Here is a 23,435-nt window from a genome sequence, read left to right as displayed (position 1 = left end):
GCCGCTCAGCCCACGACCACGAGGTCGGCCACGAGGGCGAGGTGGTCGGTGCCCCCGATCTCCACGGTGCGGGTGCCGAGGGCCAGCACGTCCTCGCCCACCAGCACGTGGTCGATCGCCACCGAGGTCGGCAGCGGCACCCCGAGCACCGGGAACAGCCCGTTGGCCGGCCAGGTGGGCTGCCAGCCGGCGTTGGTCTCGGCGGCGGCGTCGGCGTAGCCGTCGTCGAGGAGGCGGCGCATCGGCGCGTGGTCGAGGGTGGCGTTGAAGTCGCCGACGACGACGTCGGCGTCGGTGTCGCGGGCGACGTCGCGCAGCAGGTCGAGGTCGGCGTGCCAGCGCTCGGGGTCGACCGGGGCGGCGGGGTGCACGGCCAGCAGCCGCACGGTCGCGGCCCCGAGGTCGACCTCGACGCCCCAGGTCTGGGTGAAGGTGTCCACCGCGGTCGCCTCGCCCAGCGGCGCCCGCGACAGGACCATCGTGCCGTCGATCGAGGCACCGGTCTCGCCGATCCGCTCGGGCAGCAGCTCGTCGAGCCCGGCGCGCTCCATGTCGGCCAGCACGTCGTCGGTGACCTCCTCCAGCACCAGCACGTCGACGTCGGCGTCGACCGCCGCGCGCACGACCTCGGCACCGTCGGCCTGCCCCTTGAGCAGGTTGGCCGTCATCACCGTCACCCGCGCACCGTCGCCCGCGTCGGGCGGCGCGCCCGCCACCAGCGGCGACCACCACCAGGCGTGCAGCCCCCCGAGGCCGAGCACCACGAGGGCTGCGACCACGGCCGGGCCGCGGCGGCCGCTGCGGCCGCCGGTGAGCGCCCGGCCCAGCAGGAGCAGCAGGGCTGCGGCGTACAGGGGCAGCGCGACGGGGGTGAAGGCGACCGCCTGCACCGCCCAGCCGGGGCTCGGGTCGGTGGACCTCAGCGCGGTGAGCAGCAGGGCGGGCCCGAGGGTCGCCACCAGCAGGAGCCACCACACCGCGCCTCGCCACCGCACGGGGCCGAAGGTAGCAACGGCCCCCAGCCCGACCTGAACCGGCGACGTGGGCCGGTGGGTGCTCAGAGCACGACGAGGGCGTCGCGGTGCACGAGCTCGCGCTCGTAGGAGCGTCCGAGCAGCCCGGGCACCTCCGTTGCGTCGAAGTTCACCAGCCCGCGGGCCACCGGGCGGCCCTCGGGGTCGACGAGGTCGACCGGGTCGCCGGCGTGGAAGACCCCGGTGTGGCCGGTGACCCCGGCGGCCAGCAGCGAGGCGCGGCGCTCGACCACCGCGCGCACGGCGCCGGCGTCGAGCACGAGGGTGCCGCGGGGCTCGGTGGCGTGGGCCAGCCACAGCAGCCGGGTCGGGCGGCGCCTGCCGGTGCTGTGGAAGAGCGTGCCGACGGGCTCGCCGGCGACGGCCTCGCCGGCCCGGGCCGCGGAGGTCAGCACCACCGGGATGCCGGCGCCGGTGGCGATGCGGGCGGCCTCGACCTTGGTCTCCATGCCGCCGGTGCCGACGCCCGCGGCGCCGGTGGACCCGATCCGCACCCCGCCGAGGTCGTCGAGTCCGTGGACCTCCGGCACCAGCGCGCTGCCGGGCTCGCGGGGGTCGGCGTCGTAGAGCCCGTCGACGTCGGAGAGCAGCACGAGCAGGTCGGCGTGCACGAGGTGGGAGACCAGGGCGGCGAGGCGGTCGTTGTCGCCGAAGCGGATCTCCGAGGTCGCCACCGTGTCGTTCTCGTTGACGATCGGCAGCACACCGAGCTCGAGGAGCTTGGCGAAGGTCTGGTAGGCGTTGCGGTAGTGCGAGCGCCGGGTGACGTCGTCGGCGGTGAGCAGCACCTGGCCCGCGGTGAGGTCGTGGCGGCGCAGCTCCTCGGTGTAGCGGTGCACCAGCAGGCCCTGGCCGACCGCCGCGGCGGCCTGCTGGGCCGCCAGGCCGCGCGGACGACGGGCCAGGCCCAGCGGCGCCAGGCCGGCGGCGATGGCCCCTGAGGACACCAGCACCACCTCGGCGCCGCGGGCGCGGGCGGCGGCCAGCGCGTCGACCAGGGCACGGACCCGCTCGGGGTCGATCCCGCCGGCGGCGGTGGTCAGCGACGATGAGCCGACCTTGACCACGATCCGGCGCGCGGCCAGCACGACCTCGCGACCGGCGCCGCTGCTCACCGGCCGGGGTCCTGCTCGGACCAGTCCGGGTCCTCGCTCCCGCCGATCTCGTACGACGAGGGCCCGTAGGTCTGGCCCTTGCGCTCGGCGTCGAGACGGCGCGCCACGTCGGCGCGGGTCTCGCCCTCGGCGCGGTGCTCCATGGCCTCGTCGATCTCGCGGCGGCGGCTGGCCGCCGGGCGGGAGTGGTCGATGCGCTGGTCCTCGCCGCGGCGACCGAGCATCTCGGCGCCGGCGTCCATGCCGGGCTTGAAGTCGAACACGACGGCGTTGTCGGGGTCGCCGATGAGCACGGCGTCGCCCTCCTGCGCGCCCATCGACAGCAGCTTCTCCTCCACGCCGAGCCGGTCGAGGCGGTCGGCGAGGAAGCCGACGGCCTCGTCGTTGCTGAAGTCGGTCTGGCGCACCCACCGCTCGGGCTTCGTGCCGCGCACGCGCCAGCCGTCGACGGTCTGGGAGACGGTGAAGTCGCCGCTGCCGTCGGCGCCCTGGGGCCGCAGCACGATGCGGGTGGTCTCCACCGCGGGCTTCGCGGCGCGCGCGGCGGCCACGATCTCGGCCATCGCGAAGGTCAGCTCGCGCAGGCCCTCGCCGGAGGCGGCGGAGATCGGGATGACGCGCAGGCCGCGCTCGCGCAGGTCGTCGATGGTGATGTCGGAGAGGTCGCGCCCGTCGGGCACGTCGATCTTGTTGAGCGCGACCAGGCGCGGGCGGTCCTCGAGGCCGCCGTAGCGGCTCAGCTCGTTCTCGATCACGTCGAGGTCGTCGACGGGGTTGCGACCCGGCTCGATGGAGGCGGTGTCGATGACGTGCACGAGCGCCGCGCAGCGCTCGATGTGGCGCAGGAAGTCGTGGCCCAGGCCGCGGCCCTCGCTGGCGCCCTCGATGAGGCCGGGCACGTCGGCGACGGTGAAGGTGGTGTCGCCGCCGGTGACGACGCCCAGGTTGGGCACCAGGGTGGTGAAGGGGTAGTCGGCGATCTTGGGCCGCGCCCGCGAGATCGCAGCGATCAGGCTCGACTTGCCGGCGCTGGGGAAGCCCACGAGGCCGATGTCGGCGACGACCTTGAGCTCGAGCACGATCTCGAGCTCGTCGCCGGGCTCACCGAGCAGCGCGAAGCCGGGGGCCTTGCGCTTGGAGGAGGCCAGCGCGGCGTTGCCGAGACCGCCGCGCCCGCCCTGGGCGATGACCAGCTCGGTGCCGGGTCCGACCATGTCGGCCAGCACCTCGCCGCGCGGGTCGGCCACCACGGTGCCGTCGGGCACCGGCAGCACGAGGTCGGCGCCGTGGCCGCCGTTGCGGTGGGCGCCGGCGCCGTGCCCGCCGTGCTCGGCGCGACGCTTGGGGCTGTGGTGGTAGTCGAGCAGCGTGGTCACGTCGGGGTCGACCCGCAGGATCACCGAGCCGCCGGGGCCCCCGTTGCCGCCGTCGGGGCCGCCGAGCGGCTTGAACTTCTCACGGTGCACCGAGGCCACACCGTTGCCTCCCCGGCCTGCGCTGATGTGCAGCGTGACCCGGTCGACGAACGTGGGGACAGCCATGGTGCCTTCTCTCGATGGTGCTGCTCAGGGGTGGTGCTCAGGGGTGGTGCGGACGACGAAGGGCGCCCCGGAGGTCCGGGACGCCCAACGTGGAAGAGCCTGGTGTGCCAGGTGGGAGCGTCAGCTCACTCGCCCGGGACGATGTTGACGACGCGACGGCCACGGCGCGTGCCGAACTCGACCGCACCGGCCTGCAGCGCGAACAGGGTGTCGTCGCCGCCGCGGCCGACGCCGCTGCCCGGGTGGAAGTGGGTGCCGCGCTGGCGCACGATGATCTCGCCGGCGTTGACCAGCTGGCCGCCGTAGCGCTTGACGCCGAGGCGCTGGGAGTTGGAGTCGCGACCGTTCTTGGTGGACGCCGCGCCCTTCTTGTGTGCCATGTCGAATCCTTTGGTGTGCGCTGCAGGAAGCCTGAGACCGGGAAGGCTCAGAGGGAGATGTCGGTGACCTTGACCTGGGTGTACTTCTGACGGTGACCCTGGCGCTTCTTGTAGCCGGTCTTGTTCTTGTACTTCTGGATGATGATCTTGGGGCCCTTGGTGGCGCCGAGCACCTCGACGGTCACCGAGGCCTTGTCGAGGGCCGAGGAGTCGGAGGTGACGCTCTCGCCGTCGACGGCGAGGACGACGGGCAGCGTCAGCGTCTCGCCGACCCCGGTCGTCACCTTGTCGATCTCGATGACGTCGCCCACGGCAACCTTCTGCTGCTTGGCGCCTGCGCGCACGATCGCGTACACCGCGGTCTCCTTCGTCGGGTTGTGCTGTGTCAGTTGACAGGTAAGTCGGTGGTCTGGGGCTCCCGTGCCGCCGCACCGGGCCTGACCGGCCGGGCGTCGTGGGTGGTGCCACACAGAAGGGCACGCATCAGCGCACCGAGGACCCATAGTACGGACCCGCCGGGGCGACAGCAATTCGGTGTCGCCCCGGCGGGCCGTGGCGCCGGACGGGCCGGCTCAGCGCTTGCGGGTGCCCTTCTTCTTGACCGGCACGTGCGCGGCCGAGCCCTCCTCCGAGGACTCCCCGGCCTGCTCACCAGCGGCCTCACCGGCGGTCTCGCCGGCAGGGGGGCCGGCAGGGCGGGTGGCCCGGCGGGTGCGCGTGCGGGTCACGACGGTCGGCTCGGCCGGCGCCGCGGGCGGCTCCGGGTCGGCCTCCGACGCGGGCTCCGGGTCGGGGTCAGGGGCCGACTGCGGTGCGGGCTCCGCCGCCGCCGGCGCCGGCTCGGGCGCTGAGGCGGGCCGCGTCGCCGTACGACGACGGGTGCGGGTCACCACCGTGGTGGCGGGGGCCTGCGCGGCCTGGGCCTCGCTCACCGCGTCGGGCTCCGGCGGGGCCACCGGCTCGGGCGTCGGGGCCGGCGTCGGCTCCACCGGCGCGACCACGGGGTCCTCGGCCGCGACCGGCTCGGTCACCGTGGGCGCCGTGCGGCTCGCACCGCGCCGACGGCTGCGGGTGACCACCGTCGTCTGCTCGGCCGCGGGCTGCTCGGCGCCTGCCTGCTCGGCGGTCGCCGACTCGGGTGCGGGCTGCTCGGGTGCGGGCTGCTCGGGTGCGGGCTGCTCGGGTGCCGCGGCGACCGGAGCCTCGTCCGTCTCGGTGGGCTCCGGGCGCGCCATGGCCGCGATGTCCTTCGGGGAGGGCGGGGTGGGGGGCTTGGAGGCTCCCCCGTCGCCCTGGCCGCCGCTCTGCTCGGCCTGGTCGTCCTGGCCGCGGCCGCGACCGCCGCGCGAGCGACGTCCGCCCTGGCCGCCGCCGTCGTTGCCGCCGCCGTTGCCGTTGCCACCGCCGCCGTTGCCGCCACCGCTGCGGTTGCCACCGCGCCGACCCTCGTCGTCGCGCTTGGGCTCGACGGGCTCGTCGTGGGTGACGATCCCGCGACCCTGGCAGTGCTCGCAGTTGTCGCTGAAGGCCTCGAGCAGTCCGGTGCCGATGCGCTTGCGCGTCATCTGCACCAGGCCGAGCGAGGTCACCTCGGCGACCTGGTGGCGGGTGCGGTCGCGACCGAGGCACTCCACGAGACGTCGCAGCACGAGGTCGCGGTTGGACTCCAGCACCATGTCGATGAAGTCGACGACGATGATGCCGCCGATGTCGCGCAGCCGGAGCTGGCGCACGATCTCCTCGGCCGCCTCGAGGTTGTTCTTGGTGACGGTCTCCTCGAGGTTGCCGCCCGAGCCGGTGAACTTGCCGGTGTTGACGTCGACGACGGTCATCGCCTCGGTCCGGTCGATGACCAGCGAGCCGCCGGAGGGCAGCCAGACCTTGCGGTCGAGGCCCTTGGCGATCTGCTCGTCGACGCGGTAGGTCGTGAAGAGGTCGTGGCCGTTGTGCTCGGCGGGCTCGTAGCGCTGCAGGCGGTCGGCGAGGTCGGGGGCGACGTGCGAGACGTAGCTCTGCACGGTGTCCCAGGCGTCGTCGCCCTGGATGACCAGGGTCGCGAAGTCCTCGGTGAAGAGGTCGCGGACCACCTTGAGGGTCAGGTCGGGCTCTCCGTAGAGCAGCTGGGGGGCGCTGCCCTTGGACTTCTTCTCGATGTCCTCCCAGCGCGCCTTGAGCCGCTCGACGTCACGGGTCAGCTCGTCCTCGGAGGCACCCTCGGCCGCGGTGCGGACGATGACGCCGGCGCCCTCGGGCACGATCTCCTTGAGCAGCGTCTTGAGGCGGTTGCGCTCGGTGTCGGGCAGCTTGCGGGAGATGCCGCTGGTCGTGCCGTCGGGCACGTAGACCAGGAAGCGGCCGGCCAGGCTGATCTGGCTGGTGAGCCGGGCGCCCTTGTGGCCGATCGGGTCCTTGGTGACCTGCACGAGGACCGGCTGGCCCGAGGACAGCACCGACTCGATCTTGCGGGGCTGGCCGTCGCGGTGGCCCAGCGCGGACCAGTTGACCTCGCCGGCGTAGAGGACGGCGTTGCGGCCCTTGCCGATGTCGATGAAGGCGGCCTCCATCGAGGGCAGCACGTTCTGCACGCGCCCGATGTAGACGTTGCCGATGATCGAGGTCTGCGACTCGCGGGCGACGTAGTGCTCGACGAGCACCTTGTCCTCGAGCACGCCGATCTGGGTGAGGTCCTCGCGCTGGCGGATGACCATGGTGCGGTCGACCGCCTCGCGACGGGCCAGGAACTCGGCCTCCGACACGATCGGCGCGCGGCGACGGCCGGCCTCGCGACCGTCGCGGCGGCGCTGCTTCTTGGCCTCGAGGCGCGTGGAGCCCGAGATCGCGGTGATCTCGTCCTCGGCCGAGCGCGGCTTGCGCACCCGGGTCACGGTGTTGTCGGGGTCGTCGCCGTGCTCTCCCCCGTCGTCGCCCGAGCGGCGCCGGCGACGACGCCGTCGCGAGGAGCCCTCGCCGGACTCGGTGTCGTCCTTGGCGTCCTGCTCCTGGGGGCCGGTGTCGCCACCCTGGCGCTGACCGCCGCGGCCGCCTCCCTGGTTGCCGCCCTGGTTTCCGCCCTGGTTGCCGCCCCGGTTGCCCTGGCGACCCTGGCCGCCGTCACGGGCGGAGCCCTGGTCGACGTCCTGGTCGGAGTCCCTCTCCGCGTCGCCGCTGGCGTCCTGGCCCTCGGAGTCGTCGTCGGAGTCGTCCTCGGAGCGGCCGGAGCCCCCGTCGCCGGACTTGCGGCGCCGCCGGCCACCGCGGCGGCGACGACGTCGGCCGCCACCGCCCTCGGAGCGGTCCTCGTCGGAGTCCTCGGACTCGTCCGAGTCGTCGGTGCCGTCGGTGCCGTCGTCGTCGGTGTCGTCGGCCGACGCGTCGGCGCCGCCCCGGGCGGTGTCGGCCTTGTCGGCGGGCCCGGTGGTGGGAGCCACGCTGGCGGCGACGGCCTCGAGCTCGTCCTCCTCGGGTGCCGCCTCCTGCGGCGCGGCGGTGCGGGTGCTGCCGGCCGAGCGGCTGCGACCGCGGCTGCGCGTGGTGGTCGTGGTGCGGGTGCGCGCGGGGGCGTCGGTGCCCGCCTCGTCGGGGGCCTCGGCCACGACCTCGGTCGGGGTCTCCGCGACCGGGCTCTCCGCGTCGGTGGGCTCCGCGACGATGGGCTCGGCGGCGGGCACGGGGGTGGGCTCGGGGGTGGGCTCGGTCCGCACGGGAGCCGCGGCCCTGCCGCGGGTGCGGCGGGTCACGGTCGCCTTGGTGGCCTTCGCGGCGTCGGGGGCCTGGAAGAGCACGGCCGGCGCCGCCGCCACCTCGGTCTCGACGGGCGTCTCGGCGGGCGTCTCGACGGGGGCCTCGGTCACGACGGCCTCGGGCGCCGGCGCCTCGGCGGCGGCCGCCTCCGCGGCCCTGGTCGCCGCGCTCTTGCGGGTGCGGGTCGTGGTGGTGGCCTTCTTCGCGGCCGGCGCCTTCTTGGCGGCGCTCTTGCGGGCGGCGGCCTTCTTGGCCGGCTTCTCCGCGGGCGCCTCGCCCGGAGCCTCGGCAGGCGCGTCGACCGCCACCTCGGCGGGCACGTCCGGGGCGACGTCGGCGGGCGCCGGGTCCGAGGTCGACGGCTCGGCGGCCGCCGCCTTCTTCGTGGTGCGCTTGGCCGGCGCCTTCTTGGCGGCGGCCTTCTTCGCGGGGGCGTCGGCGGCGGTCTTCTTGGCGGCCGTCTTCTTCGCGGTCGTCTTCTTGGCCGCGGCCTTGCGGGTCGTCACGGTGACGGTGGGGGCCGTGTCGGCGCCCGTGTCGGTGGTGACGTCCTCGCCCAGGTTCTCGTCGGGCATGTGGTGCTCCTCTGCCCGGGCGGCGCACTGGCGACCCGGACGTGTCAGACGTCGGCCCGCAGGAGGTCCGGGGCACGACGCGTAAGCCTTCGGTGGCGGCGACACCCTCCGCGGTGCGTCACTGGACGCGTCGTCGTCGCCTGCCGCGGTCGCTGGGCCTGCCCCGGGAGGATCCCGGGGCCGGGGGCCGACTCGCTGTCACCGAGCCTGCCGGGCCGCGTCGCGGTCTGGCGCCGACGTCGCACCCACTGTGCCGACCCCGAGAGTGCGGGCCGGCGAGAACGTCGTCGGGTCGTCGTCCGCGGCAGGTTCCACCGGTGCGACGACCGTGGCGAGTATCGCACACGGGCCGTCGATCCAGGTCATGTCCGCGCTGCGAGCGGGTCGCCGACCGTGCCGGTCGACTCCTCCAGCGGCCCCTGGGCCAGCCGGGTCAGCAGCGGAGCGGGCCCCGCCTGGAGGCCGCCGACGGCCGCCAGGCCGGTGAGCACGTCGTCGGGCCGCACCGAGGGCACGCCGTGGCGCAGCACCAGGTCGAGCGTCGAGCGCGCCCCCACGCCCGCACCCGTCACGGGGCCGGCCTCGAGGCTGAGCACGGCGGCGCGGCAGTCGAAGGTGCGCAGACCCTTCTTGGTCATCCGCTCGACCTCCACCGACTCCTGCCCCAGGAAGGCCTCGACCGCAGCGCGGGCGTCCGGCTCCTCCGCGGCGACGTCGAGGCGCCAGTGGCTGGCCTGGAGGAGGTCGGCGAGCGATCCCCCGGGAGAGACCGCGACCTCGAGGATGTCGAGCCCGTCGGGCAGCGCCTCCTCCAGCGACGCCCGCACCGCGGCGACGTCGACGACCTCGGCGAGCCCGATCTCGAGGTACTCCGCCTCGCTCGCGGAGCCCGTCGGCGCTGCCCCGGCGTAGGAGATGCGGGGGTGGGGGTTGAAGCCGGAGGAGTAGGCCATCGGCACGCGGGCGCGGAAGACGGCGCGCTCGAAGGCGCGGCTGAAGTCGCGGTGGCTGGTGAAGCGGAGGCGTCCGCGCTTGGCGTAGCGGATGCGCAGGCGCTGGACCGGAGGGGCTTGCTGCTCGGGCTGCTCTCGCACCCGCACAGGCTACGAGAGGTCAGGCCGGTGCCCGCATCGCCGGCGAGGGGTAGACCGTGCCGACGCGCTCACCGGCGAGCCAGTCGGACAGCCGGTCGGCCTCGGTCTCCAGCGCGGCGCGCCCGGCGGCGGGGACCTCCTCGAGCAGGCGCACGAGCACGCGCCCCGCCTCGTCCTGCACCCAGCAGCCCACGACGCGACCGTCCCACCACGCGGTGGTGCCGGCGTTGCCGTTGCGGTCGAAGAGCGCGTCGCGGTGAGGGCCGAGGTAGAAGGCGCGCTCCTTCCAGCCCATGACCGTGGGGTCGAGCACGGGCAGCAGCGCCGCCCAGGGCCCGACCTCCTGGCCCCGGGCCCCGTCGAGCGGGTGGTCGAGGAGGTCGTCGTCGGGGAGCAGCCATCCGGTGGCCCCGCCGTCGAGCGCGACCTCCACGGCCTCGAGGCGCGCGAGCGCCGCCCGCACGATGCCCTTGGTCGCGCCCAGCCACCACACCAGGTCGGCCTCGGTGCCCGGCCCGAAGGCGCCGAGCCAGCGGCGCACCAGCTCGGCCCAGCCGTCGGAGGCCGACCACGGTCGGGGCTCCTCCCCCAGCCACGCCGCCATCGGCGCCCAGCGCGGCCGGGAGACGCGCCAGTGACCCGTGTTGACCCCCCGCACCACCTCGGCCTCGGCGCCCAGCACGGTCAGGAGCCGGCTCACCGTCGGGGGCACCGACGACGAGGGCGCGCCCGCCACGGGCGCCGGCGCCGCCAGCGCCGGCACGGCGGACCTGACCTCGGCCGCCTGGCGACCCTCCACGGAGCCCGCCACCACGCCGAGCACCTCCCGGCGTGCACGCTCGACCCAGGCGGCGCCCGCGCCCGGGTCCGCCAGGCCGTGGGCCTCGGCGTCCTTGGCCAGGCGCGCCCGCTCGGTGCCGGCCACCCGTGCGGAGGCGCTCCCCCAGGCCGCGGGGAGCAGGTCGCGCGGCAGCACGAAGAGGGTCCGGCGCATCGCCAGCTGCTTGACCAGCACGCGCTCCTCGTGGAGCGCGCGCTCCACGTCGGAGCGACGCAGCCCGTCGACCCGCGCCTGCAGCGACAGGTGCACCGTGGCGGGCTCGGTGGCGTGGAGCACCGCGACCGCACGGGTGGCGTCCTCGGCGTCGGCGCGACGCCGCACCGGGTCGATGCCGTGGCGCAGGGCGATGCGGTCGCGACGCTGCCGGTCGCTCACGTGGAGCACGACCCCATCCTGCCCCCACCGCCCGTCGTACGTCGTGGGTGCGGTGCCAGCATGGGCCCGGTGAGCAGCCCCGGACCCGTCACCCGCACCGTGCCCCTCGTCCTCGTGGGCGTGCTGCTGCTGGCGCTCAACCTGCGCCCCGCCGCCGTGAGCGTCGGCCCGGTGCTGGCCGAGGTCAGGAGCGGTCTCGGCCTCGGGGCCGGCGAGGCCAGCCTGCTCACCTCGCTGCCGGTGCTGGCCTTCGCCGTGCTCGGTGCCCTCGCGCCGGCCACGGCGGCGCGCGTCGGACTGCACCGCACCACCCTGCTCACCCTGCTCGCCGCGGCGGCCGGGCTGGTGGCGCGGGTGCTGACCGACGACGACGTGGTGTTCCTGGCCGCCTCCCTGCTCGCGGTGGGCGGCATGGCGATGGCCAACGTGCTGCTGCCGTCGCTGGTCAAGCTGCACTTCCCCGACCGCATCGGACCGGTCACCTCGCTCTACACCGCCGCCCTGGCCGTGGGGCTCACCCTCGCGCTGACCCTCACCGTGCCGATCTCCGAGGCTGGCGGCGGCTTCCGCTGGGGCCTCGGTACGTGGGCCCTGCTGGCGGTGATCGCGGCGCTGCCGTGGGTCGCGCTGGTGCGACGCGACCGCGCGGTCGAGCGCGGCGGCTCGCGCGTGTCCTTCCTCGACGTCGCCCGCACGCGACTGGGCTGGGCGATGGCGGGCTGCTTCGGGCTCCAGGCGCTCCAGGCCTACGCGATCTTTGGCTGGTTCGCCCAGCTGTGGCGCGACGCCGGCTGGTCGCCGACCGCCGCGGGGGCGCTGGTGGGCCTGCTGGCCGGCACCGGCATCCCGCTGTCGCTGTGGCTGCCGCGGCTGATGGCGACCACCTCCCGACCGCGCACCCTGCTGCTGGGGGTGATCGGCACCTACCCCGTCGCCTACCTGGGCATGGTGCTGAGCCCGTGGTGGACCGCACCGCTGTGGGCCGTCGTCGCCGGCGTCGGCGCCTGCACCTTCCCCCTCGTGCTCACGCTCATCGGGCTGCGCGCCCGGACCCCCGAGGGCACGGCGGCGCTCTCGGCCTTCAGCCAGTCGGTCGGCTACCTGCTCGCCGCCCTCGGCCCCTTCGCCGTGGGGCTGCTCAACGAGGCCACCGGGGGCTGGACCGTGCCGCTGCTCGTGCTCACCGCGCTCGTGCTCCCCATGGCCGTCCTGGGGGCCTACGTCGCCCGTCCGGTGTTTCTCGAGGACGCCCTCCCGCCGGCGCGCCGCGCCCTACAGTGAGCGCGTGACGACACCTCCCCACGGCCCCGGCGACCAGAGCGGCGCCGACGGCGACCCGGCCGGCCCACCGTCGCCGTACGGCCAGCCCACCCCCTACGGCCAGCCCGGGGGGTCGCCGTACGGCCAGCCTGCGGGGTCGCCGTACGGCCAGCCCGGGGCCCAGCCCGCCGGCCCCTACGGCCAGAGCTACCCCGGCGGCCCCACCCACCCGAGCGGCTCGCAGGGCACCGACACCCTCTCCGTCGTGGCGCTGGTGCTGAGCTTCACCTGCTGCCTGTCCTTCGTCGGCGCGATCCTCGGCCTCGTCGGGCTGGGCCGCACCAAGGAGGGCCGCGCCAAGGGCCGCTGGGCCGCGGTCACCGCCATCGTCGTGGGCCTGCTCGGCACCCTCGCGCTCATCGGCGGCATCGTCGCCCTCGTCACCGTGGGCACCAGCCTGACCACCCTCGACGACCTCGAGGCCGGCACCTGCCTCACCGCCGACGGACTGACCGACGACTCCGAGGAGAACGTCACCGACATCCGCGAGGTCGACTGCACCGAGGCCCACGACGGAGAGGTCGTGGCCACCGAGGTCGTCGACGGCGAGCCCACCGGCTGCGCCGAGCTGGCCAGCGCCGAGGGCTACGACGGCACCGACGTCGACATCTCCCGCATGACCCTCATCCCGATCTCCGAGCAGGTCCCGCCGCAGGACGGCGACCGGGTGGTCTGCGTGGCCTACAACACCGACGGGTCCTCCCTCGACGCCCCGCTCCTGGGCGCCGCCTCCTGACCCCGCTCCCGAGGACGCCGGGTCAGACGCCGGGTCAGACGACGGCGAGCGGCAGCAGCTGGCGCCCGGTGGGGCCGATCTGGATCTCGGTGTCCATCTCGGGGCACACGCCGCAGTCGTAGCAGGGGGTCCAGCGGCAGTCCTCGACCTCGACGTCGGAGGAGGGGTCGATGGCGTCCTCCCAGTCGGCCCAGAGCCAGTCCTTGTCGAGGCCGGAGTCGAGGTGGTCCCACGGGAGGGTCTCGTCGTAGCCGCGCTCGCGCACGGTGTACCAGTCGACGTCGACGCCGGTGCCCGCCAGCGCCTGCGCGGCGGCCTGCATCCAGCGGTCGTAGGAGAAGTGCTCGCTCCAGCCGTCGAAGCGGCCTCCGTCGCGCCAGACCTGCTCGATGACGGCGCCGACGCGGCGGTCGCCGCGGGAGAGGAGTCCCTCGACGATGCCGGGCTTGCCGTCGTGGTAGCGGAAGCCGATGGCGCGGGCGAACTTCTTGTCGGCGCGCACTGTCTCGCGCAGCTGGCGCAGCCGGTCGTCGGTGGTCTCGTGGTCGAGCTGCGCGGCCCACTGGAAGGGGGTGTGCGGCTTGGGCACGAACCCGCCGATGGAGACCGTGCAGCGGATGTCGTTGCGCCCGGAGACCTCGCGGCCCTTGGCGATGACCCGCTTGGCCAGGTCGGCGATCTGGAGCACGTCCTCGTCGGTCTCGGTGGGCAGGCCGCACATGAAGTAGAGCTTCACCTGCCGCCAGCCGTGGGAGTACGCCGCCGCGACGGTGCGGATCAGGTCCTCCTCGGTGACCATCTTGTTGATCACCTTGCGCAGCCGCTCCGAGCCGCCCTCGGGGGCGAAGGTCAGGCCCGAGCGCCGGCCGTTGCGGGAGAACTCGTTGGCCAGCGAGATGTTGAAGGCGTCGACGCGCGTCGAGGGCAGCGAGAGCGAGACGTTGGTGCCCTCGTAGCGGTCGGCCAGGCCCTTGGCGACCTCGCCGATCTCGGTGTGGTCGGCGCTGGAGAGCGAGAGCAGGCCGACCTCCTCGAAGCCCGTCGTGCGGATGCCGTTCTCGACCATCGCGCCGATGGTCTCGATGGAGCGCTCCCGCACCGGGCGGGTGATCATGCCGGCCTGGCAGAAGCGGCAGCCGCGGGTGCAGCCGCGGAAGATCTCGACCGAGAAGCGCTCGTGGACGGTCTCGGCCAGCGGCACCAGCGGCTTGGCGGGGTAGGGCCAGGCGTCGAGGTCCATGAGCGTGTGCTTGCGCACGCGGTGGGGCACGCCGGGCACGGTCGGCACGACGGCCTCGAGCGTGCCGTCGGCGGCGTAGGAGACGTCGTAGAAGCGGGGCACGTAGATGTTGCCGCTCACCGCGAGCCGGCGCAGCAGCTCGTCGCGGCCCGAGGCCATGTCGCCGGCCGGGCGGCCCTGGGCCTTCCAGTCGCGCACGACCTCCGAGATCGCCAGCACGACCTCCTCACCGTCGCCGAGCACGGCGGCGTCGATGAAGTCGGCGATGGGCTCGGGGTTGAAGGCGGCGTGGCCGCCGGCGAGCACGATGGTGTCGCCGTCGGTGCGGTCGGCGGCGTGCAGCGGGATGCCCGCGAGGTCGAGGGCGTTGAGCATGTTGGTGTAGCCCAGCTCGGTGGAGAAGCTCAGCCCGAGCACGTCGAAGTCGCGCACGGGGCGGTGGGCGTCGACGGTGAACTGCGGGATCGGCCCCTGCGCGTCGCCGCGCCGCATGATCTCCTCCAGGTCGGGCCACACCGCGTAGGTGCGCTCCGCGACGATCCAGTCGCGCTCGTTGAGCACCTCGTAGAGGATCTGGACGCCCTGGTTGGGCAGGCCGACCTCGTAGGCGTCGGGGTACATCAGCGCCCAGCGCACGGTCTCGCCGCCGTCGGCGCTCTCGGCCGCGCAGTCCCACGCCTTGACGGTGGAGTTGAGCTCGCCGCCGACGTACTGGATCGGCTTCGACACGCTCGGCAGGAAGGGCTCGAGGCGGGAGAAGACGCTCTCGCCGAGCACGCGGCTCCCGGCGGAGCCCAGGGTCGGGGACATGCAGCAACCTCACAGCGGGTCGTGGTGGCGTCCGGGGTCCCCGGACGCGCTCCGGACAAGGTCTCAGGGTACGTCAGCCCCGCGGAGCCGACCGAGTTCGCGCGTCTAGGCTCGTGCCATGACCGACACGAGCGTCCGCGGCCGGTTCCAGTGGACGGTCGTGGTGCCCGTCCTCGCCCTGGTGGTGCTCGCCGCCACCTGGGCCAGCCACGAGGCGTGGCCGGTGCTGGTGCTCATCGCGGTCGTCCTCGTCGGGGCGATCGTGGCCGCCGTGCACCACGCCGAGGTCGTCGCCCACAAGGTCGGCGAGCCCTTCGGCTCGCTCATCCTGGCCGTCGCGGTGACCGTGATCGAGGTCGGGCTGATCGTCATGCTGATGACCAGCGGCGGCGAGGGCACGAGCACCTACGCCCGTGACACCGTCTTCGCCGCCCTCATGATCACCCTCAACGGCATCGCCGGGATCGCCCTGCTGGTGGGGGCGGTCAAGCACCACCTGGTCAGCTTCAACGCCTCCGGCACGGGCTCGGCCCTCTCCACCGTGGTGGCGCTCGCCGCGGTCTGCCTGGTGCTGCCCAGCTTCACCACCTCCGGCGCGGGTCGGGAGTACTCCGCCTCGCAGCTGGGCTTCGCCGCGGTCGCCTCGCTCGCGCTCTACGGCGCCTTCGTCTTCACCCAGACCATCCGCCACCGCGACTTCTTCGTGCCGGTCACCAGCGACGAGCAGGGCCGTGTCACCGGCCTGGTCGACGAGGACGAGGACGGCCACGCCGACCCGCCGCCGGCCCGGGAGGCCTGGCTGAGCCTGGGCCTGCTGGTCGGGGCCCTGGTCGCGGTGGTCGGCCTGGCCAAGCTGCTCTCCCCCACCATCGAGGACACCGTCTCGGCCCTGGGCTTCCCCTACGCCGTCGTCGGCGTGGTCATCGCCCTGCTCGTGCTGGCCCCGGAGTCGATCGCCGCCGTGCGCAACGCCGCGCGCGACCGGGTGCAGATCAGCCTCAACCTCGCCTACGGCTCGGCGATGGCCTCCATCGGCCTGACGATCCCGACCATCGCGGTGGCGATGATCTGGCTCGACGGCCCGCTCGTGCTCGGCCTCGAGCCGACGCAGATGGTGCTGCTGGCCATCACCGTGGTGGTCTCGAGCCTCACCATCGCGCAGGGCCGGGCCAAGTCGCTCCAGGGCTTCGTGCACCTGGTGCTGCTCGCGACGTTCCTGTTCCTGTCCGTGCAGCCCTGAGCCGCACCGCCCCAGGGGTGCACCGGGGTCAGCGGACGGCGCGCACCCGGGGCGAGGCGGTGTAGCGCTGCGGCTGGGGCGCGCTGGCGCGCAGGTGGATGTTCTGCAGCAGGCCGACGGCGAGCATGCCGGCGAACATCGAGGAGCCGCCGTAGGACACGAAGGGCAGCGGCACGCCGGTGACGGGCATGATCCCCAGGCACATGCCGATGTTCTGGAAGGCCTGGAAGCCGAACCAGCAGGCGATGCCGGCGGCGGCGACGCGGCCGAACACGTCCTCGGTGCGGGTGGCGATGACCAGCGCCCGCCACAGCACGACGAGCAGCAGGGCGATGACGAGGCCGGCGCCGAGCAGGCCGAGCTCCTCGCCGGCCACGGTGAAGACGAAGTCGGTGTGCTGCTCGGGCACGAAGCCCGAGCGGGTCTGCGAGCCGTCGAAGAGGCCCTCGCCGACGAGGCCGCCGTTGCCGACGGCGATGCGGGCCTGCTCGACGTTGTAGCCGGCGCCGCGGGGGTCGAGGTCGGGGTTGGTGAAGGCCATGAAGCGGTCGACCTGGTAGTCCTTGAGCACCCCGGCCGCCACCGCGACCGCGGCGGCGGTGACGCCGCCGCCGGCGAGCAGCGCCAGCCACCGGCGCGGGGCCCCGGAGACCGCCAGCACCCCGAACACGGTCGCGGTCAGCACGAGCATCGTGCCGAGGTCGGGCTGGAGCAGGATGAGCGCGGCGGGCACGGCGGCGATGAGGAGCATCAGCCCCACCTCGACCCCGCCGACGCGCGAGCGCCAGCGGCCGCGGGCCCGGCCGGCGAGCACGAGGCCCATGCCGATGACCACGGCGAGCTTGGCGAACTCCGAGGGCTGCACCGACATGCCGCCGAGCATCAGCCACGAGCGCGAGCCGTTGATGGTCGTGCCCATGACGAGCACGAGCACCAGGCCGAGGACCGAGCCGAGGTAGACCAGCGGCGCCGCGACGCGGACCCAGCGGTGGTCGGAGACGGCCACCCCGGCCATCAGCACCAGGCCGATGGACACGTTGACCAGCTGCTTGTCGCGGTAGGCCGTGGGGTCACCCCCGGTGAGGTCGTCGCGACCGATCGTGGCCGACCAGACCAGCAGGGTCCCGAGGGTGACCAGGCCGAGCACGGCGCCGAGCAGGACCCAGTCGACGCCGGCCCAGCGCAGCCGGGGACGCGTGGTCGCCGACACCGGGGCCGGGCGCAGGCCCGGACGCGTGCTCGGTCGGACGGTCGGGCGGACGGTGGTGCTCACCGGGACTCCTCCGTGGTCGGCCGCACCGGCGGCAGGATCGAGCCGTCGTCGGCGAAGGTGGGCAGGCCCGCGGGCGGGGTGGTGCCGGGGATCGCGGCGTCGTCGGCCACGACCGACTCGCCGTCCACGCCGTACAGCGCCTCCCAGATCTTGCGCACCGCCGGGCCCGAGGTGCCCGAGCCCGTGCCGCCCTGGCTGACCATCATCACCACGACGTAGTCGTCGGAGTAGGAGGCGACCCACGAGGTCGACTGCTTGCCGTAGACCTCCGCGGAGCCGGTCTTGGAGCGGATCGGCACCTCGTCGAGGGGGAAGCCGACCATGCGCCAGGCCATCGTGCCGACGCGGGTGACGTTCTCGAGGGCCTCGTCGACGTAGCGCAGCGTCTCCTCGGGCAGGTCGACGCGACCCTGCACCTTCGGCGGGATCCGCTGGATGACCTTGCCGTCGGGGCCGACGACGGCCTTGCCCACGCGCGGGGCGTAGAGGGTGCCGCCGTTGGCCAGCGCGCCGTAGGCGCGGGCCAGCTGGAGCGGGGTGACGATGGTGTCGCCCTGGCCGATGGCGAAGTTGACCGCGTCGCCGGCGCGGTAGGCGAAGCCCTCGACGCAGAACTCCCCGGCGAAGGTGTAGACGAAGTCGGAGGTCTCGGCGTCCTGCGGCTTGTCGGCGATGCCGCAGTAGTAGTCCTTCATCGACTCGTAGTAGGCGAGCTTCCACTTCCGGTCCGCGATGCGGCCCGAGGCCTCGCCGGGCAGGTCGATGCCGGTCTCGGAGCCGAAGCCGAAGGCCTGCGCCTCGGCCACGAGCGGGTCCTTGGCGTCGACGTCGCTGACGTCGGAGCCGAAGCGCTGCCAGTAGTCGTAGCCCACGCGGTAGAAGAAGGTGTTGCAGGAGACCTCGAGGGCCTTGGCGAAGGAGATGAAGCCGTAGGCGCCGGACTCGTAGTTCTTGAAGTCGCGGTTGCCGACGCGGAAGGAGGAGGAGCAGTTCAGCGACGTGCTCGGCGAGTAGCCGTGGGTGAGCGCACCCGCGGTCATGAACGGCTTCCACGTCGAGCCCGGGGCGAACTGGCCCTGGGTGGCGCGGCCCAGCAGCGGGGTGCCGGCCGCCTCGGAGAACAGCCGCGAGAGCTGCTTCTGGGTGATGCCGCCGACCCAGACCTCGGGGTCGTAGGTGGGCTGGCTGGCCATGGCCACGACGCGGCCGGTGTCGGCCTCGAGCACCACGGCGGCGCCGGAGTCGGCGACGTAGTTCTTGCCCGTCACGGTGTCGAAGGTCGAGCGGGCGGTCGTGATGGTCTGGGCCAGCTGGCGCTCCACCACGCCCTGCACGCGCGCGTCGATGGAGGTGACGAGGGTGTCGCCGGGGCGGGCCTGCACCTCCCCGTCGTCGCCGAGCACGCGGCCCATCGAGTCGACGGCCACCGACTTGTAGCCGGGCATGCCGCGCAGCCAGGCGTCGTACTGCTTCTCGACGCCGGCGCGGCCGACCGAGGAGGCGCCGTTGACCGAGCTGTCGTCGTCGGCCTCGGCCTGGTCGAGCTCGTCCTCGGTGATCGGGCTGAGGTAGCCCAGCACGTGGGCCAGGTTCACGCCGTACGGCGAGGGGTAGGAGCGCACGGTCTGCTGCTCGGCCAGCACCGCGGGGTAGTCCTCGGGCTGCTCGAGGATCATCAGCGCGGTGCGCTTGGGCACGTCCTCGGCCACGGGCACCGGCTGGTAGGGAGAGCCGTTCCAGCACGAGCCCTCGATGCTGCCGGGGTCGCCGCAGGTCAGCAGCGCGCGCCGGATGTCACGGACCGGGGTGCGGCTGACCTCGGCGACCCGCTCGAGCACGGTGCGCTGGTCGCGCGCGCGCAGCTTGCCCAGCAGCGTGCGGTCGACCGAGACCACCCACGAGGTGCGGTTGCTCACCAGGGGTCGGCCCATGTCGTCGACGATGAGGCCGCGCTGGGGCTGCACGACGATGTCGCGCACCGACTGGGAGGCGGCCTGGGTCCGGTACTGCTCGCCGCTGACGACCTGGAGGTAGTAGAGGCGCACGCCGAGGGTCGCGAAGAGGGAGAAGACGAGGGCCTGGATGACCACGAGGCGCAGCCGGCTGCGCCGGGTGCCGGCCTGCTCCTCGCCGTTGACGGTCAGGCCCATGGGCCGGCCGGTGCGCACGCTCACAGCAGGGCCGCCCGGCCGGGCTCGAGGCGGCGGAAGGCGGCCATGAGGGGAGGCAGCACGAAGGGGGTGAGCAGGACGTCCCAGACCAGGGCGACGCCGATGACCTGGATCATGTCGCCGACCCCGAGCACCGGGTCGCGCAGCAGCAGGCCGCTGATCGCGAAGACCGACGTGCCGACGAAGGACGAGGCGGCGACGGTGCCGACCACGGTGACCGCGGTGGGTCGCACGTCCTGGCGCACGAGCCCGGCGACGTAGCCGACGACGAGCAGCGCGAGGGCCCAACGGCCGGCGACGTGGTCGGCCGGCGGGGCCAGGTCGAGCAGCAGGCCAGAGGCGAAGCCGAGCACCATCGCGAACTGCGGACCCCGCGTCAGCGCCGCGGCCACGACGACCAGCAGGCACAGGTTGGGCACGATGCCCTGCCAGGCCAGGTGCGGGAAGAGGGCGACCTGGAGGGCGAGGGCGACCAGCACGGCCAGCCCGGCCACCGCCGCGCGCAGCGCGCTCATCGCAGCTCCCCCTCGGCGTCGATGACGGCGCGGTCGCTGTCGGTGCCGGCGGGCACGATGACGCCCACCAGGTCGAGGGAGCTGAAGTCGACGAAGGGCTCGACCACGGCGCGCTGCGAGGTGTCGCGCAGCGAGCTGTAGACCTGCGTGACACGTCCGACCGGGATGCCGGAGAGGTACGGCGCGCCCGCGTCGCTGCCCCACGTGACGACGTTGTCGTCGCGCGCCGGCACCGACTGGTCGTCGACCAGCTCGAGGTCGAGCCGACCGCCGTCGCCGAAGGAGCCGCGTCCGCGCAGGAAGCCGACCTCCATGCTCTCCCCCGCGCGGGCGCCGACGGTCGACTCGGAGTCGATGACCAGCACGACCGTGGCGGTGGTGCGGGTGACCCGCAGGACGCGGCCCACGAGCCCGTCGTTGTTGACGACCGTCATGTCGGGGGCGAGCCCGGCCTGCGAGCCGGCGTCGAGGGTGACGGTGCTGGAGAAGGACTGGGCGGGTCCGACGCCGACCACGCGTGCCGGGACGAGGGTGTGGCCCAGGTCCTCGGCGGTGCGGGTGAGCCCGTCGTACTCCGCCAGGCGGTTGGCGTCGAGGCCGGCGGTCGCCAGCTCGCCGCGCAGCAGCGAGTTCTCGGCCTCGAGGGCGTCGAGGTCGTCGCGCAGCGATCCCTGCGTGCGGAACCACCCCGGGATGCTCGCGAAGGGGCGGACCACCGCAGTGGCCCCGGTCTCCACGGGGCCGAGGGCCTCGCCCACGACGCGGCGTGCCGGCTCCAGCGGGGAGTCCTCGCCGCCGGTGCGGTCGAGCACCATCAGGCTGGTGCTGGCCAGCACCAGCGCCAGCAGCAGGGCACGGGAGGGACGGCGCTGCGGCCCGCGGCCCGCGCTCCAGCGACGCTCGCGCTCGGAGCGGGAGCGGACGGTCGAGCCGGAGCGGCCGGGCAGGCCGGATGCGCCGGGCTGGCCGGAGCCGTCGGGGGTGCGCACGCGCTCGAGCAGGCTCATCAGTAGCGCCTCGGGTCGCTCACGAGCACCTGCTGGAGGGCCTCGAACTCCTCGACGCACTTGCCGGCGCCGAGGGCCACCGAGGTGAGCGGGTCCTCCGCGACGTGGACCGGCATGCCGGTCTCGTGGCGCAGCCGCTCGTCGAGGCCGCGCAGCAGCGCGCCGCCGCCGGTGAGGACGATGCCGCGGTCCATGATGTCGCCGGCCAGCTCGGGCGGGGTCTGGTCGAGGGTGGCGCGCACCGCGTCGACGATCGCGTGCAGCGGCTCCTCCAGGGCCAGGCGCACCTCGGCGCTGGAGACGACGACGGTGCGCGGCAGGCCGGAGACCATGTCGCGGCCCCGGATCTCGGCCTCGGGCTCGTCGGGCAGCGGGAACGCCGAGCCGAGGGTCATCTTGACCTCCTCGGCGGTGCGCTCGCCGAGGATGAGCGAGTACTCCTTCTTCATCCACGCCACGATCGCGGCGTCGAGGTCGTCGCCCGCGGTGCGGATCGACAGGCTGGTCACGATGCCGCCCAGCGAGATCACGGCGACCTCGGTCGTGCCGCCGCCGACGTCGACCACCATGTTGCCGGTGGCCTGGTGCACCGGGAGGCCCGCGCCGATGGCGGCGGCCATGGGCTCCTCGACGATGTAGACCCGGCGGGCGCCGGCCTGGTAGCCGGCCTCCTTCACCGCACGCTGCTCGACCGCGGTGATGCCGCTGGGCACGCAGATGACCATGCGGGGCTTGGCCCACGACCGGCGCCGGTGCACCTGCTGGATGAAGTAGCGCAGCATCTGCTCGGTGGCCTCGAAGTCGGCGATGACGCCGTCCTTGAGGGGGCGGATGGCGGTGATGTTGTCGGGCGTGCGCCCGATCATCCGCTTGGCCTCGTGGCCGACCGCGAGGATCTCGCCGGTCGAGGCGTTGAGGGCCACCACGCTGGGCTCGTCGAGCAGGACGCCCCTGCCGCGGGCGTAGACCAGCGTGTTGGCGGTGCCGAGATCCACGGCCATGTCCCGGCCGAAGAAGCTGTTCGCCATGACTCGTGCCTCGCAGTGCGCTCGTGCCGTGCAGGGGAAGGAGGGCACGACGGACGGGTCGACCCTCACCCGAGGGTAAGGACGACCCCGCCCGGTTCGGCGCAGGCACGCCGAGGCGCGTGGTGCGTGTGTGACTCGTGGGGTGGCGACCCCGGTGGGCCCGGGGGCCCGGGCTCAGAGGCCGGGGAACCAGATCCCGATCTCGCGCTCGGCGGACTCCGGCGAGTCGGAGCCGTGCACGAGGTTCTCGCGGTTCGACAGCGACAGGTCGCCGCGGATGGTGCCGGGGGCGGCCTTGCGGCCGTCGGTGGCGCCGTTGAGGGCGCGCACGACCTCGATGGCCTCGTCGCCCTCGAGCACGAGCGCGACGAGCGGGCCGCTGGTGACGAAGGTGCGCAGCGGCGGGTAGAAGTCGCGCTCGACGTGCTCGGCGTAGTGCTCGTCGGCCTTCGCGGCGTCGATGAGGCGGTGCTCCATGGCCACGATGCGCAGGCCCTTGGCCTCGAAGCGGGAGAGGACCTGCCCGACCAGTCCGCGCTTGACGGTGTCGGGCTTGAGCAGGACGAGGGTGCGCTGGGTCATGCTCCGCACCCTAGCGAGGCCCGGCCCGCCGCGACCCGCCGGAGCACGTCGGCGGGCACCGGGGCGTCGGTGAGGGGGTCGCTGACGGCCTCCCCCAGCCGGCGTACGACGGGCACGTGCCCGCCCCACGTGCCGGCCTCGACGTCGGCCTCGTCGTCGACGGGCCCCTCGGCGCGCACCTTCATCGAGGCCTCGTGCAGCGGCACGGCGAGCACCGCGGTGGCGGCGACCTCCTTGCGGGTGCTGGGCCGCAGCGTGGCCGCGCGACCGGGCACCATGTGGTCCACGGTGAGGTTGAGCGCACGCGCCTTCTCGGCGGGGTCGGTGACGATCCGGGCGGGGCCGACCACGACCACGGAGCGGTAGTTCATGGAGTGGTGGAAGGCCGAGCGGGCGGTGACGAGGCCGTCGACCTCGGTGACCGTGACGCAGACCGTCGCACCCTCGGAGCGGGTGAGCCAGCGGGCCGCGACCGAGCCGTGCACGTAGAGGGTGCCGTCGCGGTCGGGCCCGTCGAGGTCGACGGCGAAGGCGACCGGCAGCACCAGCGGGTGGTCGCCCACGTCGACGCCGAGGTGGGCGACGAGGGCGTCCTCGAGCAGCGCGTGCATGGCGGCACGGTCCTCGACCGCGCGGCTGCGACCGCGGGTCACGCTGGTGCGCGGCGTGGGCGAGAGCGGCGTGGGCGAGAGCGGGGTGGGCGAGAGCGGCGTGGGCGAGCGCGGGGCGGCAGGGGCAGGTGTGGACACGGCGTCCAGCCTCGTCGTTGAATGGCCCGCGCGCACGTGCCACTCCGCGACCAGATCGGCAGGCCACT

General features: G+C 74.2%; 19 protein-coding genes. 3 read left to right on the top strand and 16 right to left on the bottom strand.

Translation table 11 applies throughout. The features are described from left to right. Nucleotides 1–5: 5 nt before the first annotated feature. From ASF50_RS04585 to ASF50_RS04550, 8 genes are all read right to left on the bottom strand, one after another. The gene (locus ASF50_RS04585; protein ID WP_156718091.1) at nt 6–995 is read right to left on the bottom strand and encodes an endonuclease/exonuclease/phosphatase family protein; all 990 of its coding nucleotides are present in this window, start codon (nt 993–995) and stop codon (nt 6–8) included. A 62-nt stretch (nt 996–1,057) separates the two neighbouring features. Beyond that, nucleotides 1,058–2,149, bottom strand: coding sequence for a glutamate 5-kinase (proB, locus tag ASF50_RS04580; protein WP_056903620.1), 1,092 nt, complete (start codon nt 2,147–2,149; stop codon nt 1,058–1,060). Next, a complete protein-coding gene (obgE, locus tag ASF50_RS04575) occupies nt 2,146–3,690 on the bottom strand; it encodes a GTPase ObgE (protein ID WP_056863760.1) in 1,545 nt (514 codons plus the stop codon). Before obgE ends, proB begins: the two co-directional genes overlap by 4 nt. A 125-nt stretch (nt 3,691–3,815) precedes the next feature. Beyond that, the gene (gene rpmA / locus ASF50_RS04570) at nt 3,816–4,070 is read right to left on the bottom strand and encodes a 50S ribosomal protein L27 (RefSeq protein ID WP_056863759.1); all 255 of its coding nucleotides are present in this window, start codon (nt 4,068–4,070) and stop codon (nt 3,816–3,818) included. A gap of 47 nt (nt 4,071–4,117) precedes the next feature. Further along, nucleotides 4,118–4,426, bottom strand: a complete 309-nt coding sequence (gene rplU / locus ASF50_RS04565) for a 50S ribosomal protein L21 (RefSeq protein ID WP_056863758.1) — start codon at nt 4,424–4,426, stop codon at nt 4,118–4,120. Nucleotides 4,427–4,642: 216 nt separating this feature from the next. Beyond that, on the bottom strand, nt 4,643–8,386 hold the full coding sequence (locus ASF50_RS04560; protein ID WP_056903619.1) for an Rne/Rng family ribonuclease: 3,744 nt from the start codon (nt 8,384–8,386) through the stop codon (nt 4,643–4,645). Between the two features lie 362 nt (nt 8,387–8,748). After that, the gene (locus ASF50_RS04555) at nt 8,749–9,480 is read right to left on the bottom strand and encodes a TIGR03936 family radical SAM-associated protein (protein ID WP_056904232.1); all 732 of its coding nucleotides are present in this window, start codon (nt 9,478–9,480) and stop codon (nt 8,749–8,751) included. Nucleotides 9,481–9,499: 19 nt separating this feature from the next. Then, the gene (locus ASF50_RS04550; RefSeq protein ID WP_056903618.1) at nt 9,500–10,705 is read right to left on the bottom strand and encodes a winged helix DNA-binding domain-containing protein; all 1,206 of its coding nucleotides are present in this window, start codon (nt 10,703–10,705) and stop codon (nt 9,500–9,502) included. A gap of 51 nt (nt 10,706–10,756) precedes the next feature. Here ASF50_RS04550 and ASF50_RS04545 point away from each other — a divergent pair, with 51 nt between their 5' ends. Together ASF50_RS04545 and ASF50_RS04540 are read left to right on the top strand one after the other, a co-directional pair. Continuing rightward, a complete protein-coding gene (locus tag ASF50_RS04545) occupies nt 10,757–11,977 on the top strand; it encodes an MFS transporter (RefSeq protein WP_414855732.1) in 1,221 nt (406 codons plus the stop codon). Nucleotides 11,978–11,981: 4 nt separating this feature from the next. Further along, nucleotides 11,982–12,752, top strand: coding sequence for a DUF4190 domain-containing protein (locus tag ASF50_RS04540; protein WP_056903617.1), 771 nt, complete (start codon nt 11,982–11,984; stop codon nt 12,750–12,752). Nucleotides 12,753–12,786: 34 nt separating this feature from the next. Here the strand turns inward: ASF50_RS04540 and ASF50_RS04535 are convergent, their stop codons facing one another. After that, nucleotides 12,787–14,802: a TIGR03960 family B12-binding radical SAM protein gene (locus ASF50_RS04535; RefSeq protein WP_056863754.1), complete on the bottom strand. Its 2,016-nt coding sequence runs from the start codon at nt 14,800–14,802 to the stop codon at nt 12,787–12,789. 118 nt (nt 14,803–14,920) lie between these two features. Here ASF50_RS04535 and ASF50_RS04530 point away from each other — a divergent pair, with 118 nt between their 5' ends. After that, on the top strand, nt 14,921–16,042 hold the full coding sequence (locus tag ASF50_RS04530) for a calcium:proton antiporter (protein WP_056863753.1): 1,122 nt from the start codon (nt 14,921–14,923) through the stop codon (nt 16,040–16,042). A 28-nt stretch (nt 16,043–16,070) separates the two neighbouring features. On the opposite strand, the gene rodA is transcribed toward ASF50_RS04530, so the two are convergent. The 7 genes from rodA to ASF50_RS04495 form a co-directional block, all read right to left on the bottom strand. Further along, nucleotides 16,071–17,315, bottom strand: a complete 1,245-nt coding sequence (rodA, locus tag ASF50_RS04525) for a rod shape-determining protein RodA (RefSeq protein WP_228942343.1) — start codon at nt 17,313–17,315, stop codon at nt 16,071–16,073. Beyond that, nucleotides 17,312–19,489, bottom strand: coding sequence for a penicillin-binding protein 2 (gene mrdA / locus ASF50_RS04520; RefSeq protein ID WP_235557553.1), 2,178 nt, complete (start codon nt 19,487–19,489; stop codon nt 17,312–17,314). The genes rodA and mrdA overlap by 4 nt, the downstream gene beginning before the upstream one ends. After that, the gene (gene mreD, locus ASF50_RS04515) at nt 19,486–20,001 is read right to left on the bottom strand and encodes a rod shape-determining protein MreD (RefSeq protein ID WP_056903616.1); all 516 of its coding nucleotides are present in this window, start codon (nt 19,999–20,001) and stop codon (nt 19,486–19,488) included. Before mreD ends, mrdA begins: the two co-directional genes overlap by 4 nt. Then, complete coding sequence (gene mreC / locus ASF50_RS04510) at nt 19,998–21,008, bottom strand: rod shape-determining protein MreC (RefSeq protein WP_082502751.1); 1,011 nt, start codon at nt 21,006–21,008, stop codon at nt 19,998–20,000. The genes mreD and mreC overlap by 4 nt, the downstream gene beginning before the upstream one ends. Next, nucleotides 21,008–22,036: a rod shape-determining protein gene (locus ASF50_RS04505; RefSeq protein WP_056903615.1), complete on the bottom strand. Its 1,029-nt coding sequence runs from the start codon at nt 22,034–22,036 to the stop codon at nt 21,008–21,010. Before ASF50_RS04505 ends, mreC begins: the two co-directional genes overlap by 1 nt. 174 nt (nt 22,037–22,210) lie before the next feature. Further along, complete coding sequence (gene ndk, locus ASF50_RS04500; protein ID WP_200919020.1) at nt 22,211–22,618, bottom strand: nucleoside-diphosphate kinase; 408 nt, start codon at nt 22,616–22,618, stop codon at nt 22,211–22,213. Then, the gene (locus ASF50_RS04495; RefSeq protein WP_056903614.1) at nt 22,615–23,367 is read right to left on the bottom strand and encodes a pyridoxamine 5'-phosphate oxidase family protein; all 753 of its coding nucleotides are present in this window, start codon (nt 23,365–23,367) and stop codon (nt 22,615–22,617) included. The genes ndk and ASF50_RS04495 overlap by 4 nt, the downstream gene beginning before the upstream one ends. Nucleotides 23,368–23,435: the final 68 nt, after the last annotated feature.

This window comes from Nocardioides sp. Leaf307 (assembly GCF_001423135.1).
Lineage (GTDB): Bacteria > Actinomycetota > Actinomycetes > Propionibacteriales > Nocardioidaceae > Nocardioides > Nocardioides kribbensis.
The sequence above is the reverse complement of the archived record's forward strand: the minus strand, read 5'-3'. Positions and strand labels throughout refer to the sequence as shown.